Below are 14,809 nucleotides of genomic sequence, written 5' to 3'. Positions count from 1 at the left end.
CTTACGCGATGATTAAGGCGCTGAATAAGCTTACTGGGTTAGGTATGCCTAAAACTTGTCGTATTGACTAATAAATATACGACATGGGACGATTCTGTCTCTGAACTGAATTACGCAACAAAGCCGAACCAACCCTCGCTTTTGCGATCGTAAAAAGATGAACGCCCTCCGTCTGCTTGATCAGCTGCGGATGCTCTCGGTGTGATTGCCGCCATCAGGCAGGCAGCTATTGCTGCGGATAGGATTTTCGTCTTCATAGCAAGGAATATTGCCTGAGAGAAAACGGGTGCGTGGCGATTTACTAGGTGTATTAAGGGGGACTTAATCTACTTGGTTTTGAATGCGTGGTAATTACGCAAAAATGAAACTGTTCTGAAAAGACTTAGTGAAAGACGGTAACCACACCGGCCGGGGTGTGGTTACTTATCAAACAGAGGGGAATCACGCTCACAAAAAGGGCAGAGGCTGTAGTTTCGCTCACTGTGGAAAATGAAATCCATACCGCATTTAGAACAAATTTTGCGTGAGAATGTGCCATCAGATAGGTAGCAAAAGATGTAGTAAATTCTATTAATATCTACATATTGGTTGTTGTTCAGAACCAAGTATGTACGAGCTAATGACAGAAGCTCTCTATCGGTTATTGCCCTGTCAAGATCCGCGTTTTCAGGTACGGCATTACAGTACATGCGGTAAACGATATTTGCATGAACACGATGAACAACATGAGTTGTCATCCAGCCAGCACCTTTTCGGAACTTACCAAGCTTCTTGTTGATCACCATTTCCAAACGCTTGTCTACAGCAAAATATTGGTCAAGCACATTCGCATTAGCACCTAAGCTTGCCATCTCATAAGCAAGGCGAAGCTGCTCATAATACAAGCCTGGATCCCAAGGTTGTGTTCGTCGTTTGGTTGTTTTGCAGTTTTCAGCCATCCTCTCGCTCACCTACCTTGCAACCGCAGACATACTGCTCCCTTGATCGCGCTCAAGGGAGCCATTGTTAACCGGGCCAGAGAATGCGTTGATATGTGCAACCGTATTATGGAATGCATCGGTACCACTTTCCTGCAAAGAAGCAAGAAGAGCTGCCATCGGGCTAGCACCACGCATGCAAGTTCCATCTTGACCTTTAATAGTCTAGATAGGCGGGCTTGAATACAGTGCCTTTTCCAGAACATGAACTGGGGTTTCGGCTAGTCGTCTGGCTTCGTCTTTAGTAATCTTGAACAGGCAAGCAACACTAACTGGGTCTATCCGCGCTAAATCTCGCATAGATAGGATGAAAGAGGCTTGTGCTATTTGTACTGAACGATAGCTGTCGTTGTCTAGTATTCCGATTTCTATAGTGCTCCGACCATTTGTTAATGCTGCATTTTAAACGTGTAGTAGCTAGCATTTTACGGACAGACGCTTACGCTTTCAACGATTTTCAAAGTTTTGCAAGCACATGGAGTTTAAAAATACTATGTTCCGAAACCTTTCTCTTTGTAACTCAACAACCTAGAGTAAGCGGATTCATAGTCAGAAACATATCGTTTTACGAGCGGTAGCACACTAATCAGCTCTTCATCGACGGGCAACTTGCTTTCAGCAAGCAGTAACTCAAGCGAAACCTGCTTGTTACTGTGAGCTCTCACTACTTTGACCAGTCTTTCAATTGAGCCGCAAGGGTTATCCGGTTCGACATGGACGGAATCAAGCCCCCTGCCCTGCCCAATCTCTGGCTGTACACCATCAGTTGAATCATCAAAAATTGAATCCTCTAGGTACGGTGGTAGCTCTGCGTAACCTTGCTCCTCTGTCGTAGGCGGTTTCTGCAGTGATTCGATGTACGTTATATCTGGAGTGAATGTGGTTCGCTCTGTTTTGGTAGTTGTCTGATTATGTTGAACGGGACTCTTATCTTCGCGTGATTGAGTAACTACCTTACGCTCTTTACCTTTAGATGCGTCTCGTTGCTTAATCCGATACACAGATGCGCTCTGCCCTGCCGGCATCATCAATGGGATAGAGCCGCCCCTTGGAAGGTCAATCCGGTCAACGAACCTGAGTACATTAGCATCCAGTAGAGCCTGGCTATACTTTTTGACAGTGTTTCTGTTACCAATCCGGCACCAATAGCAAGCGAAAGTGAGACTGAAAGCTGTAGCATCGCTTTTTTGCTCCATAAATGCTCGCTTGCACATAAGCAGGTCACGGAAGCCAACATACAACCGTTCAGCGCTCTTTGCTTCCTCCGGCAACTCTGGGAGGTCTTCAATGATTTCAGGATTGATCATCCCGGATGCAATTAGTAGCCTTGTGAGCCAAACCTTGTGTGTACCAGCAGGGAAAGCATCACGCTCGATACGTCGGCCGCAGTGCATCATGGCATAAATTCGAGCTAAATCGATCTTAACTGGACCGCTCGCGCCTTCAATGTCGTGCGTTTCATTAAACGCTTGGTAGACGACTCTAGTTCTGTTGTTAGATGTAAGCAATGCAATGGTGCAGCTTGGTTTCTTATCCTCAACACCCGGAATGACAGATGAGAACGACTTCGAATAAGGGTTGGTTGCAGAGATGCGCTCTACTGGAAAACCCAGGTGTTTAGCAGCTTGCAGCCAAGTTCCAGGATGAGAAAGCAGCTCATCAAAATCAGATTGTGAGAATGGAGCTTTCAATGCCTTCGGGACAGGGAAACCACATATCTCTCCTGAACTCTCTACTGGATTTTTAGCCACTTGTTCAAAGTCGACTGAACTACAGGAAACGTATCCTCTGTTCTGTGAATGTGTAAGAGAGGTTTTTGCAGTGGTAGTTCTCTTAGTAACTTTCTTCTTTGAAGCTTTACCATAAAAGGGTTTAGCAGAGATCAGTGACCCTTCATTAGTCCACGAATAAACAAAATCATTATGAGTAGAAACAGATGGTAAGTAGAACAATCTATTCACGTTTGTACATGTCCGATCGAACTCTAGGTCTAGCTTCTTAGCAATCCCACGATAAACATTATCGAACTGTTCTGGTTCAACAGGTTTATCCAAGAGAATGATCACACGCCATCTAGGATGTTCAAAAGTTGCGGAGTACGTCGAATGAACTATGCAGGTGAATGATGAGAGCTTTTCTTTGAGATCACAAAGACGGTAGTAAGTGCTCTTGCAGTCGATGTCATACACAATCATTGAGATTTGTCGTACGTCTTCTGCTGAACGCGATTTCAAGTTTGAAAAAGTGCCTGGAATAAAAGCTGTCGTCGACTTGTCATCAACAACTTCATGTTGAGTAAACAATTCAAACAGCTGTGTCTTCGTAAGGGCTACTTCTTCTGGCCGTGAGTCTGCTTCATCCATAACGATGGTTATTGGATATGTTGACTCGAACGAACTCAAAAGCGCTTTCTTCGCTTTTGCCCGATCATTATTTTTCATCTTGTGCTTTAACCTTTTTTAGATCAATAGGTTGCCGTACCGTGGAAATTTGACCGAGTTGATACCTGTAGTATAATTAGTATCAACAAAGCCATTCTCTCCATGATCTATGGTGAGGCAAGCAGTTCACGGGATGCCACCCGATAGCTGCGAACATCTTGGTTTTGTTTCGTTTTAGGGGCCAGCCATTAGGCTGGCTTACTTTTTAGCGCTACTCTTTAAGCAACCCTCTTCTTCTAGTTCTAAGCTTTCAGTTCCACACTTCATTTTTTTACTATCATGATTTGAATATATGGAACGTCACAGATGAATATAACAGTAATTACAAGTAGATCAACGATCCCCATAACCACCCTAAAAAGCCCTCAGAGCCCCGTCTGGCGAGGCTTGGAGCAGATCAGAAGATGATCTACATTCGAATTTCGTGATCAATTATCAAGCTTATAATCCACTTCATGTTTTCGATCCATTTTATGAATTGAATCCACTACGAAGATTTATTCCAGTTCATAGATTTAATCCGTAGCATGGATTTATTCCACATCTGAGCTATCGAATTTGAAGTTCTTTATATGCCAAGCTACAAAACCCCCAAGCCCTAAACCCAGTAAATTCGTGCCTCTCAGCCAATCTAAGGATATTTCATCACTTATTTGTGCTTTGTTGAAACCGTGGGAAACAGTTGATGTAGAAGGCTTTGTGATAGCGCATTAGGGCTAACGACTACTCGAGTACGGTACTATGTGGCTGTGGAAGTGGATTAAAAAAACGAAATATGAATCCCCCTACCCTGCTGTTCATACATTTTCATATGGATGTGGAATAAATATATAAACCCAGTTTGCTAACCTGTTCACAATATGATCAGTTTTTTCTTGTACACATCTGTTATAGGTTTTCCAACTGCAACATTGTGTTTCAGAAGATCAAAACACTACTTCAAGTCGCATCCGGCCTTTGACATTCGAGGTGTCACATACAAATTTTCCCATCTGTAACCGTTTGAAATGTGGATTAAATCTATGGTCCATTTTGCATTTATGGGCTTTCACAATGAAACTTCACACGAGCTAGCATGATGCTGCCTGTATTCCTCAAACACTCGCCGAAAACCAGTAACGGTATTCACATGTAGGTATCCAACGGTTGTCTTTGCTTTTTCACAACGTTCATAGGCTGTTCATAACTTCCTGGATATGAGGAAGTTTTCATGTTTTCATTTTTCGAACTGGGTTTATTCCACCTTTTTGAGGCTAATGCCACTATCCAAGACAGTAGCTACGATCACTCACACTAACATTCTGAAAAACAGTGCCTTTCAAAGTTTCATTTTTTTAAACGTGTTTTTTCCACATGCTGCTTGCCCCTAGTTCTACTACCTCAACACAGTTCCAATGATGCATACCTGTCTCATCGGCTGCTAAGAGTGCTCCTATTCTTCACATTTGCATACCTTGTTCACATATCCCGCTCCCTGCTGGTCAATGATTACAAAAATGGGCATAGATTTATTCCACTTTGAATTGGACAAAAAAAAGGTGCCGTATGGCACCTTTGACACTCAATGTATTCGCTTACTTCTTTAGTTGATCACTCAAGTATGGAGAGACAAGGTTTTGAATCAGTAATGAATCCTGCTTTATTTCTGGCATCAACACGAACTCTTGCTCATCCAGCACGATCTTCACTCCTAGAATACTAGCTGTCTCCCTTAGAGCTATTCCGTTCTTATAGATTGGATCGTAGCTTTCATCTGGCACTTCAATAGCCTGACCCGCTTCCGTATACCCCGAAATTGTTGTGGCTGGAACTGAATGTTTTTTAAGAACTTCGCTAAACGCCTTCTTGAATGCGTGCAATGTAAACTGAGGCGCTGTCCTATCTTTAAGCTCCAACCAATCCATAACAGCCAAGCCTGTTTCTGAAAAGTATGCAGATGACCACAGGTTGAAGGCGAAAACCAAGTTATTTGTCACGGACAAGACAAACGGCTGTGTTTTTGTCAGTTCATGAAATGCATCAGTCTCCCCATCGAACCGGCGCCTGATCTGGGCTATCGTTTCTGGGGGGAATTGCATTTGCAAAACAAGTGAACCAGGTACCTCCTTGGATTCACCTTCCAACCTCAAGGTTAAAATGTTCAAGTGCAGTACCGAGTTGTCACTCATTCCATATTTTAGTAGAAACCACTTCGGAAGCTGATGCATGTGGAAGCTTGTACCAGACAAGCGGCGAATAGCTCTCAAAGCCTGCGTCTTGTTCCCTCCAGTTTTCGGAAGCTTCAATACCGTTAGGATGGAGTTCATCGGAATGTTGTAGGTTTCTGGTATCTCTTCACCATTGACAATCCGTTCGCGGATAATCGTTTCGAGAACCGTTATCGAAGCAATATAGTATTTGAGATCTTTAAGCAGCGCTATGCGCTCTCCTTTACCTGATCTTGTTTCGACTTTGACTCTCTCTGCGCCCCATACAACATGTAACTCGATTTTGGTCTGGTTGCCTTTTTGATTAAACCTAAGCGCTCCGAATAGAACTGTTGTCACGAGGTCGCAGAAAGCCATATCTGCCAAATCGGCTTGAGATATTAACTCCACATCTTCAACGTTCATGTGAGCCAATGGACGTGACTCTTCAACTCGAGCTTGAACGTCTTCGAGCTTTATCGAGAGGTCAGGGACACAAAAATCATAGAGTAGGCCGCGTCTCTTGTTCTTGGGATCAGTGGTGCAATATCTTTGCTTAAACACCCCTGTATTGTGGAGGTGTTTAGCGTGGTTACGGGCTGTAGAAACAGATACCCCCATTATTTCTGAAACTTCTTGCAACGTCGTAATGTGCTCATCTTCTTGCTGCTGGCACAAAGCAATCGCGTTGTTAATCAGTTCCAAGTGTTTTTCGGATATATCCAACATTGGCAATGAACGTCGAAGAGAAGCAATAACTTCTGCTTCCGGGATTCGAATCAAGGGTGGTTTAAGCCCTCTATTCATACCCAATTCTGTATAGTCTATAGTTGTTTCAACTTCAACTTCAACTTCAACTTCATCTGCCATCTGGCACCTACCTTATATTCTTTTGTGAGCACACTTTTCAGCACCTGTTCTCATCTTCTTTAACCTGACTCTGTATAGTTTCAAGTGTCCCGCGCGGGATACATTGGCTTCCATGGTAAAAAAACAATAAAAACAAATAGATACTATAGTTTTAAATTAAAATTTAATTATACTGACCTAAAGGCATTTCCGGCAGGTGTCCCGCGCGGGATGCTTGAGCAAAAGCGAGGAAAAGTACTTTAGAAACATTTATTTACATCACTTCTTAATTAAATTTTAAATGCGGGACAGTCCCTTTGCACATTGTGCCTATAGAGCATCCATTTCTGGAAGAAGTGGATTAAAAACATGAAAATGTGCTCGATTTACACTCATTATTCCATAGTTCCATTGATAGTGCATACTTGCTGCCGTATCCTTTTTGAAAATATTGAATTTTCAAGGGGAAGGAAGTGAAAAAACTAAAAAGAACCCCTATTTCTCTGGTGGTTTACAACCATAAGGGAGGAGTAGGGAAGACAACAATTGCTGGCTGGCTCGCATATCTGCTTGCGACTGGTGGTATTAACAAGCTAGGCAAGAAGTTAAGAGTTGTTCTGGTCGACTTAGATAGCCAGCAAAACGCTAGCAAAACATTTTTGAATATGGTCCAAAAGACAGGACTTCCTTATCTGCTGCCACCTTTACATCCTGACTACGTTGAAGGAGCTCTCGAGAACGGTAACTGGAATGGTTACTCAACATCCTCAGACATTCTCTTCAATCGCAATTTCGTTTACTACCCAGTAGCCGGAGTTGAAACCCTCAAAGTTCTGCCTTCTGAAGGACGTGTAGACAGGTTGAATGAAGTGATGCACAACGATGGATACATCCCGCTGATTGGTGAGCTTGCACAAAGCTTCCTTGAAATAGAATCAGAAATGGATGAAGTAGACATCGTTATTTTTGACACGCCGCCAAGTAAGACTGCTATCTGTGAAGGCTTCCTTTCGCAGTGTTCTCATGTCCTCGTACCAACACAGCTTGAATACGACTCTGTTGAAAGTGTCCCTCAACTCATGGAAAACATCAGGCTCTACAATGAGGAGCGAACAGATCCCATTGAGTTAGTCGGTGTCGTGCCAAACCTGGCGAGCTCACTCTCTCTGACAAATAACGAAGTTGAGCAATACATGGCGCTGGAGGGGTATGTAGAAAATTACAAATCAGCGAACAATATAAAAGATGAGCTTTTGCTGGAGGACTTCTTCCTGGTGAACAGAACAATATTCAAACCAAGAAGAAAGCCGGATGATCTTGATACCGTTTTCTGCTTGAAGAAAGACAAGAAAGCAACTGCAGAGATGACCAAGCTATATGACTTTGTATGTAAGAGATTAGGGGTAGCAGCGTAATGGCTGAGGATGAGAACAGAAAACCTGTGGCAGTTCGTGGTGGTCGACAAGGTGTTCGTACTGGCGTAAGTAGGCTACAACAAGCACGTCAACAGCAACAGGTCGAAGAGCAAATGCCTGTGGAGAAGCAGGAAGAGGTTGTTATTGCAACTGGAGCAAAAGAAGCAGTTAACGATGACCTAGCTATCTCAACAGTAACACCAGACTCAACAAACTCGCGTGACTTTCCTGTAGTTAAACCGGCTGGGGAGGAAGCTTTCCTAAAGGCAAATGAAGGAAAGGATGTGCCTTATGTCTTGTTGGATAAAGGCGTAATCATCAACAAGACCCCGAAAGACCACTACCTCTATCACCACATACAATCGCAAGTTGAAGAGGTAATTGCCCTAGCTGGACAAATCGAGTCCGGTGGTGGCCTTTATCAACCTATTGAAGTGTATCGAGCTGGTGGTGTTGATTATAGAATTGTTTATGGCCACAGACGGTTCTACTCTGTTGTGTACTACGTTGGCTGGGAAACGGTTTGGTCATTCAAGGTACTTCGGAAGATTCCTGAAAAGCCAAAGCTTCGCCAGTTCGTAGAGAACAATTCTCAAAAGAAGCTAGCGCTACATGAAAAGTTAAGAGCCTTTGTCTTCGCCTTAGAGGAAGCTCAATCTAAACTGGACAACCCTACTGCTCAGGATTTGATGAAGCTGCTGGGGGTTCCGAGAAACAGTTATTATAGATACATGAAGCTTACTTCTAGTCAGCTAGTCATGAATGCAATACAACGTGGTGTTGGCTTCTTAAGTGACCGCAAGGTGAACCCACTTATCACCCAGGCAGAAGCGCAAGTAAAAGAAGGGAAAGTTGAAGACTTCGAAACTGCGATGCGCCCATTACTAGCACAATGCTTCGTTGATGCTGGTAGGGAGCTTCCTGAGTTTCTTGCAGGTGCTCTGGAAGTAGTAGAAGAAAAAGATCCCAAGAACGAGGAAGTGCTGGAGCCGGCGAAACCAGCAAAGCGCGGTAGAAAGGCAACTTCATATTCAGCTCCCCGGATTAAGTCTTCCTCTGCGGTTAAAACTCTCCTGACTCAAGACGTTACTCAGATGGATATTGAGGGAGTAGAGTGGGCCGTTGTTGACTGGGAAGATAAAGAACAAGTTAACCAATGCCTGGCTGCAACGATCGAGTTTCTTGAATCTCTCAAAGAAGAGTAGGGTATTGAAGGGAATACAAGTAAGGGGCTGTGGGCTCCTTTTTTTGTTTCTGGTTAAAGACCGAGAAGATCATCTCCCATGTCCAAATCAGTTTCTTCCATTTGAACCACATCTGGGTCTAATGGTTATTCTGACTGTGATGGGCTCTGCTCAGTTTCTGCTATCTCGGTCTGTTCAACGTGAGGTTGTTGAACTTGAGTCGGCATAGCTGCCATTGCAGGCATGGTTTGCACCATTGCCATTGCTCCACCCAATTGACCATTCTTCACCATCAATCCCAACCTGATAAGGTGACGTATTTCTTCTGCACGAGCTTTTTCATTAATTGGTGCAAGATGATCAAAAATGTCTGGGTGGTCAGCTTTCATCGCTCGAAGATTACAACGAACAAAATCTACACCGGCCACAAGCTCTTTCTTAGGAGCTTTTGTCATAGACCAGCTCCTTTACTACTTATCCAGAACTCAGGTTAAGGTAACTGGATACTTAACAGAAGGAGCTTAAAGGTTCTCCCCGCAAGGATCGGGGAAATACATAGATATAAAGCGCTTACTTTTCAATACCTGGGTGTGGCTCTTGGTTCTTGCTAAGACGCTCCTCTACCTTACGTGAGAGGCATTCCTCGTCCAGGTTTACACCAGACTTCATCAAATCATTAAATATTGCTGGCGCACGTCCTTTACCTGTCCACTCATGGCGGTCACCATTAGCATCAATGTAGAGGTACTTAGCCTTACGCGGCTTCTTAGCTGTTGTGCTTTCATCCACAAAGTCTGGATCTGCAAGATCAGCTTCTGTAAGCCCTTGCTCTGCCATCAGCTCACGTAGAGCTATTACATTCCGTCTCTTTTCTTCGAGTTGGGCTTCTATGGCCTCTTCTTGCTCAACCTTTTCTTGTTTAAGCTTCGTGAGCTTATCAATCATTTGTTGAACCTCACCAGAAGTACGGTCACGTAGGTATTTTCTCATGCGGCGCTCGCGGCCCATGACATCTGCGAACTCGGTTGCAAAATCTGCTACTGGTTCTGCCTTTAACTTTCCAGCCATTGGTTCCCCCTTGTTTTCCTTGTCTTGATTACACGTAGTTATGCGAAGTTGAGTATATCCGAAGGATAGGGGACTTTTAATTGAAAATTGAAAATTGAAAATTGAAAAAGCTGGAATTTGTGAATTCGTTACTTATTTCGAAAACGAGCGTAACCGGATTGATTGGTTGGGTGAGGTTGTTGCGAAGAAGGTGCCTGTAAAGCACCATTTTTTGGTCGTTCAGTCTGGTTCTCAACAGGTTTCATGCGAATGTTCGATGGCACTTGATAGCTCGCAGATCTGCCATCACTAAGTTCTATGGAAGCACCCTGAAAACGGCCGAATGCCTTAGCAAACTGCGCTAAATCTTCAACCATGCCTGCCTCGTTAGCCAACTGGAAAAACTCCTTTCTGTCGTCTTCCCAGGTCTTCTTAGGCTTATCTGTTTTGTTCATCCAGCAGTTTATCCAGTGCTGCAGGATCAAGTTTACTCAATCGAGCTATCTGTTCGGCGCGTCTTTGTTCCTCGAGCTCTTTAGCTTCTTTTTCTGCAATCAGGTCAGTACACCATTCATTGACTTGTTTAGTCGGTACCTTTTCAAGGATGCGGTTGATGATTGCTGGCTGCGTTAGACCTGTAGCCTTCTTGAAATCGTTGACGTTGCTCTTGGCGCCTTCTGTAAATTGGAAGCTGGTGGATTTAGCTTTTGTATCTGACATCCATTAAAAACGCTCCATTTTTAAAGTGTGGTAAGGATACCTTTTAAAATGGGATGGATTCAAGCTGTTGTTGCACAACTGAGAGATTTTTGCCTTAAAACTACTCATCGCGTGTATCAAGCTTGTACGATTTGGGTCTTTCACATTTCCTAACTATGTTTATAGTAATCGTAAGACCTGATGGGGGAGAGACTATGAACAATGAGACACAAGGCAAGTTCGGAACAAAAGACTTAGCCATCAAACTTGCTGAGAAACACAACGGGCTGACTATCGAGCAGTGTGAACAAGCAATCAAAATTGTATTGAAAGGTGTGGCCAAAGGCATTGAGTCTGGTACGCGAACAGAGCTCCGAGGCTTCGGCACTTTTTCAGCATCCGTGTATGAGCCGGGGACTAAAAGAAATCCAAAAACTGGAGATTGCGTTGTCACGGGTTATCGCGGTAAAGCTCACTTTAAGCCCGGCAAGGAACTGAAAGAGAGAGTTAAAGGGCTTTCTCATTAATCAGACGAAAAAAATGGGTGATTTTGTTCACCCATATTCCCACCAGCTTCACCATCATTTATGCCAAGAAACCCGATAGCCTTGTCCATTCTTTTCGGCTCTTACACGATACGCTTTCATCACCTTTTGCAGGTATATCAGTTTATATTTGTGAGTCTTTGAATGGTAATGCCCAACAGCATTCCAAACGGATTGCCCCGGCTTTAGTTCGTTCAAGCGCTGACGCAAAACTCTTCCTGCTATCTCAAGGTTAAGCTCTACATCACAAGCGAGTTGTTGCCATGTAACATTCGGATATTCCTTCTTGAACCACCTCTCCTCGAGCTGAATGGTATTGACTTGTCCGGGGTCAAGGTCGTGAGAGCCATTAGATTTGTTCCGAATGACGGCACATTTGTTTCCCCGTTCGACATCCAAGATGGCCATCATCAGGGTAGGGTCGAAGTCATGCTTTCTTGCTGCTCTTTCAACGCTTTGTTCGATCACTACTGGAGCAAGCGGCGTCCCTTTGGTGAGCTCTTCTGGTGGAATATCTACAAACATTACTTGCGACCCGTCAGCACATGGTGAACTGTTCTTTGGACAAATAGCGGTGCGATGCCCATGAAGAACCAAGTAAATATTTGGTCGTGGATAATGTTTTGAAGTCCAATGCTCATGTAAGCCTTGGCACCCTTGAGTAGAAGAACCAACCAACAACAGCAACCGGCAACAATAGCGGTATGATGTCTAACCCGAACATCTTTTCACGATGCATGGACATGTAGAGGACACCAACATGGAAGATGGTAAGGCTGCAAAACATGTAACCCCACTGACCACCCATAAGCCCTGCAATAGCGTAAATACCACCCATCGCAAAAGAGTTGTATAAATCACGATTTTTCATGAACTGGATTTTCCCAGAGTCTTTTAAATTTTCCTTCATTTCAATACGCCCCATTTTTAACTCGCAAGAACCATAGCAAGAGCATACGATCTATACAATTCTTTCAGAGCGCTCGGAGTACCATGAATGACGGTAGAAAATACAGCACAACCTACAGTTGGTGTAGGGGGTGACAAAGCTAACCCTGCATCACAACAAGAAAAAAACGACAAGCTGATAAATCAGATAGACGCCATCCCAGAAGCTACAAAATTTGATAAATTTCGAGGCAAGATCAAAGGATACAAACTAGGGCTCGCTGTCAGCTCCCTGGTAGTTGGTGCATTTGTGTTTCAGTCAGAAGAGGCACACGACATTTGGCGATGGATCAAGCTACAAGCACAAGAGGCTATGGCTTCCGGCCCAACGTTGAACACAGACCCTATTGGCGTGTTTAGTCGCTCTTTTGTTGGTTACACAGAAACAAAGGGAGAGTTGGTTCAAGACCATCTACTTCCGCTTAACTTCCACTCAATCACGCGCTTTAAGCTAGACGCTATACGATTCAAGTCTGAATTCACCATGATTTAGAACACCGGTAAGTGGGCTGACTGTAACTTAACTGTCGAAGGTATCCTCGATGCGGCCGACGGCGGCATTTCACCAGATAACTATGTCCATACGTGCGTTGCTCTAATGGTCTCAATGTACTGCTTGAAGGATACGAACTGCTTGCTTACGAGCCAGAAGTAAACGCATTACTAGCGCCGGCTAACTACTACCTATACAACCGTAACGGAGCAAACAATGCCGGATAAATACTTTGATCATGTAGAGGCGCTTAGCTCCGAACAGTTCAACATGCACTGCCAATGCGGTAATGAAGTACGCTCTATCGACGGTGATTGTGCCAATGTCGATATTGGTCAGCTAGTTCGGGGGGGTGGTTGGATGATGTGGGCGTGGGATTGCCCGGAGTGCGGGAAGGTCTTCTCACTGTCCCTTGGTGTCGTTTCCAACCCTATTGATGACATGATTGCGATTGATAATTTCCAAGAAGCTAAGTCCAGTCGCATGGTACTTCTTGAAAAGGACGGTGTGACGGTTTTCGGTGTAGAGCAGTTCGAAGTTGAGCATGCAAACCCAGTGGCCGACTTTGCCTTGCGACACTACGACTGCATGGCTGACTACAACATTGGCCCAGTGAAAGACAAAAAAAAGTTAAGTGAAATGACTCGTAAGGTGGCAGGTGTTTTGATTAATCGTGTTCAGGTCGAAATGCCGTTGGCAAAACAAAATCAATGATGCTTTATGATGGACACAAAAAAGGCCGCTAGATGCGGCCTTTTGTTTACTTGATGCTTTAGAAGTTGGTGCTCCTTGCCAACCTCAGTGCAACTGTTCCTTTATCTTTCGACTTTGCCTCAATGCCTAACCACAGACTGGCAAGAACATCGTTACTCAACTTTGGGTAAGTCTCCCTGACTTCCAGAATGGCGGGGATCATGGCAGCATGCTTACTGTGTGCTGCCAGCATTGCCTCTGCCGCTTCTTTCAGCCGCTCCTCATTGCAGGCTTCTGTTAATGTCGCTATTTCCATCATGACTTACAGCGACACCTGGCGCCCGTTAATCACTGCACTGCTATTAGCTACGGAGATGTCCGTCTTTAGATCTGACTTATCATCAGATAGCGTTGCAAAACCAGTAGCTAAGATAAAGCGCGCTGAGTGTACGCCCAGCAACTTATCGAACTCGTTTACAGGGACAGTAAGGTTCAACTCGCCATTAAGAACTTTGATTAACCCCAGTGGGTTATGAACCATATCAGGCATACTGTCAGCTGGCAGGTTGATACGCAATGAACCGTGAATCTCTCCGCTTTCAGCAAGTACGTTTAACTTATCTACCTTTAATGTCATTCCTGACTGTAGGAATCGAGCATACATCGCTGGCAAGTGGTTCTGTGCAAGGAACGAAATACTGTCGTCAGTAACTAGCTTCTCTACATCAGCGGTAAATTGCTCAATTGCTGCTTGTTGTACGTCTTCGGTACTTGAGTGAAGAACGAACTGATCCCAATCAATGGTTGCTGATTCAAGCGATGCTGCCGCAGTATCGAAGGTGAAACAGTATGCGCCATTCATCAGGCTAGTGCCCATTTTTACTGATAGGTTTTCAGCCACCAGCTCAAGTGCTCCATTTGAGCCGAACTGGGAAAGCTTGCTTGCTTCAAAGTTACGAGTGCCAGTACAAATTGTCTCGCATTCTTTGAGTGAGCCATTCCATGAAAATGCCGCGTCCTCAATGGAAATCATCGCAGGGGAGTTTTGGCTACTTGCAGTGATTGCTTTTGAAGTGGCGAAGAACGCCGCGTCTTTACCGCCATCAAACGCCACAGCGGTAAAGCGGATAGGAGAGATCTCAATGTTTCGTCCGTACTGGATGTGGTCAGTCATACCCAGTAAGGTCTGTGTTTCAGTGTTATGTGGCTTTGTTGCGTAATTCAGTTCAGAGACAGAATCGTCCCATGTCGTATATTTATTAGTCAATACGACAAGTTTTAGGCATACCTAACCCAGTAAGCTTATTCAGCGCCTTAATCATCGCGTAAGTC

At 44.2% G+C, this 14,809-nt stretch carries 17 protein-coding genes; 5 read left to right on the top strand and 12 right to left on the bottom strand.

The annotated features are described in order from the left end of the window. Positions 1–419: 419 nt before the first annotated feature. The 4 genes from HC752_RS22895 to HC752_RS22880 form a co-directional block, all read right to left on the bottom strand. On the bottom strand, positions 420–938 hold the full coding sequence (locus HC752_RS22895; RefSeq protein WP_190337519.1) for a FlhC family transcriptional regulator: 519 nt from the start codon (positions 936–938) through the stop codon (positions 420–422). A 12-nt stretch (positions 939–950) separates the two neighbouring features. Next, a complete protein-coding gene (locus tag HC752_RS22890) occupies positions 951–1,115 on the bottom strand; it encodes a hypothetical protein (protein ID WP_190337518.1) in 165 nt (54 codons plus the stop codon). A gap of 353 nt (positions 1,116–1,468) precedes the next feature. Continuing rightward, positions 1,469–3,418: a hypothetical protein gene (locus HC752_RS22885; protein ID WP_190337517.1), complete on the bottom strand. Its 1,950-nt coding sequence runs from the start codon at positions 3,416–3,418 to the stop codon at positions 1,469–1,471. A gap of 1,574 nt (positions 3,419–4,992) precedes the next feature. Further along, entirely contained in the window at positions 4,993–6,474 is a 1,482-nt protein-coding gene (locus HC752_RS22880) for a hypothetical protein (protein ID WP_190337516.1), read from the bottom strand. A 452-nt stretch (positions 6,475–6,926) separates the two neighbouring features. Between HC752_RS22880 and HC752_RS22875 the strand changes: the two genes are divergently transcribed. Both HC752_RS22875 and HC752_RS22870 read left to right on the top strand, forming a co-directional pair. Next, complete coding sequence (locus tag HC752_RS22875) at positions 6,927–7,868, top strand: AAA family ATPase (RefSeq protein WP_190337515.1); 942 nt, start codon at positions 6,927–6,929, stop codon at positions 7,866–7,868. Next, positions 7,868–9,073 carry a hypothetical protein gene (locus HC752_RS22870; protein WP_190337514.1) on the top strand — a complete coding sequence of 402 codons (1,206 nt, stop codon included), beginning with the start codon at positions 7,868–7,870 and terminating at the stop codon, positions 9,071–9,073. Before HC752_RS22875 ends, HC752_RS22870 begins: the two co-directional genes overlap by 1 nt. A gap of 125 nt (positions 9,074–9,198) precedes the next feature. On the opposite strand, the gene HC752_RS22865 is transcribed toward HC752_RS22870, so the two are convergent. The 4 genes from HC752_RS22865 to HC752_RS22850 form a co-directional block, all read right to left on the bottom strand. After that, complete coding sequence (locus tag HC752_RS22865; protein ID WP_190337513.1) at positions 9,199–9,507, bottom strand: hypothetical protein; 309 nt, start codon at positions 9,505–9,507, stop codon at positions 9,199–9,201. A gap of 115 nt (positions 9,508–9,622) precedes the next feature. Further along, positions 9,623–10,120, bottom strand: a complete 498-nt coding sequence (locus HC752_RS22860) for an H-NS family histone-like protein (protein ID WP_190337512.1) — start codon at positions 10,118–10,120, stop codon at positions 9,623–9,625. A gap of 128 nt (positions 10,121–10,248) precedes the next feature. Then, positions 10,249–10,554 carry a hypothetical protein gene (locus HC752_RS22855; RefSeq protein WP_190337511.1) on the bottom strand — a complete coding sequence of 102 codons (306 nt, stop codon included), beginning with the start codon at positions 10,552–10,554 and terminating at the stop codon, positions 10,249–10,251. Further along, on the bottom strand, positions 10,538–10,819 hold the full coding sequence (locus HC752_RS22850; protein ID WP_190337510.1) for a hypothetical protein: 282 nt from the start codon (positions 10,817–10,819) through the stop codon (positions 10,538–10,540). The genes HC752_RS22855 and HC752_RS22850 overlap by 17 nt, the downstream gene beginning before the upstream one ends. A gap of 194 nt (positions 10,820–11,013) precedes the next feature. Here HC752_RS22850 and HC752_RS22845 point away from each other — a divergent pair, with 194 nt between their 5' ends. Further along, positions 11,014–11,325 (top strand): HU family DNA-binding protein, encoded by a 312-nt coding sequence (locus HC752_RS22845; protein ID WP_190337509.1) that lies wholly within the window; start codon positions 11,014–11,016, stop codon positions 11,323–11,325. Between the two features lie 54 nt (positions 11,326–11,379). Here the strand turns inward: HC752_RS22845 and HC752_RS22840 are convergent, their stop codons facing one another. Further along, positions 11,380–11,868, bottom strand: coding sequence for a lytic transglycosylase domain-containing protein (locus HC752_RS22840; RefSeq protein ID WP_190337508.1), 489 nt, complete (start codon positions 11,866–11,868; stop codon positions 11,380–11,382). A 112-nt stretch (positions 11,869–11,980) separates the two neighbouring features. Further along, the gene (locus tag HC752_RS22835; RefSeq protein ID WP_190337507.1) at positions 11,981–12,253 is read right to left on the bottom strand and encodes a hypothetical protein; all 273 of its coding nucleotides are present in this window, start codon (positions 12,251–12,253) and stop codon (positions 11,981–11,983) included. Positions 12,254–12,340: 87 nt separating this feature from the next. Here HC752_RS22835 and HC752_RS22830 point away from each other — a divergent pair, with 87 nt between their 5' ends. Next, the gene (locus HC752_RS22830; protein ID WP_190337506.1) at positions 12,341–12,784 is read left to right on the top strand and encodes a hypothetical protein; all 444 of its coding nucleotides are present in this window, start codon (positions 12,341–12,343) and stop codon (positions 12,782–12,784) included. Positions 12,785–13,000: 216 nt separating this feature from the next. Next, positions 13,001–13,498, top strand: coding sequence for a hypothetical protein (locus HC752_RS22825; RefSeq protein WP_190337505.1), 498 nt, complete (start codon positions 13,001–13,003; stop codon positions 13,496–13,498). Positions 13,499–13,556: 58 nt separating this feature from the next. On the opposite strand, the gene HC752_RS22820 is transcribed toward HC752_RS22825, so the two are convergent. Together HC752_RS22820 and HC752_RS22815 are read right to left on the bottom strand one after the other, a co-directional pair. After that, positions 13,557–13,796 (bottom strand): hypothetical protein, encoded by a 240-nt coding sequence (locus HC752_RS22820; protein ID WP_190337504.1) that lies wholly within the window; start codon positions 13,794–13,796, stop codon positions 13,557–13,559. 3 nt (positions 13,797–13,799) lie between these two features. Next, a complete protein-coding gene (locus HC752_RS22815) occupies positions 13,800–14,744 on the bottom strand; it encodes a DUF945 family protein (RefSeq protein WP_190337503.1) in 945 nt (314 codons plus the stop codon). Between the last annotated feature and the right edge of the window lie 65 nt (positions 14,745–14,809).

This window comes from Vibrio sp. S9_S30 (assembly GCF_014694455.1).
In the GTDB taxonomy this organism is placed as follows: domain Bacteria; phylum Pseudomonadota; class Gammaproteobacteria; order Enterobacterales; family Vibrionaceae; genus Vibrio.
Note: the sequence above shows the minus strand (reverse complement) of the source record. Positions and strands in the feature narration are given on the sequence as shown.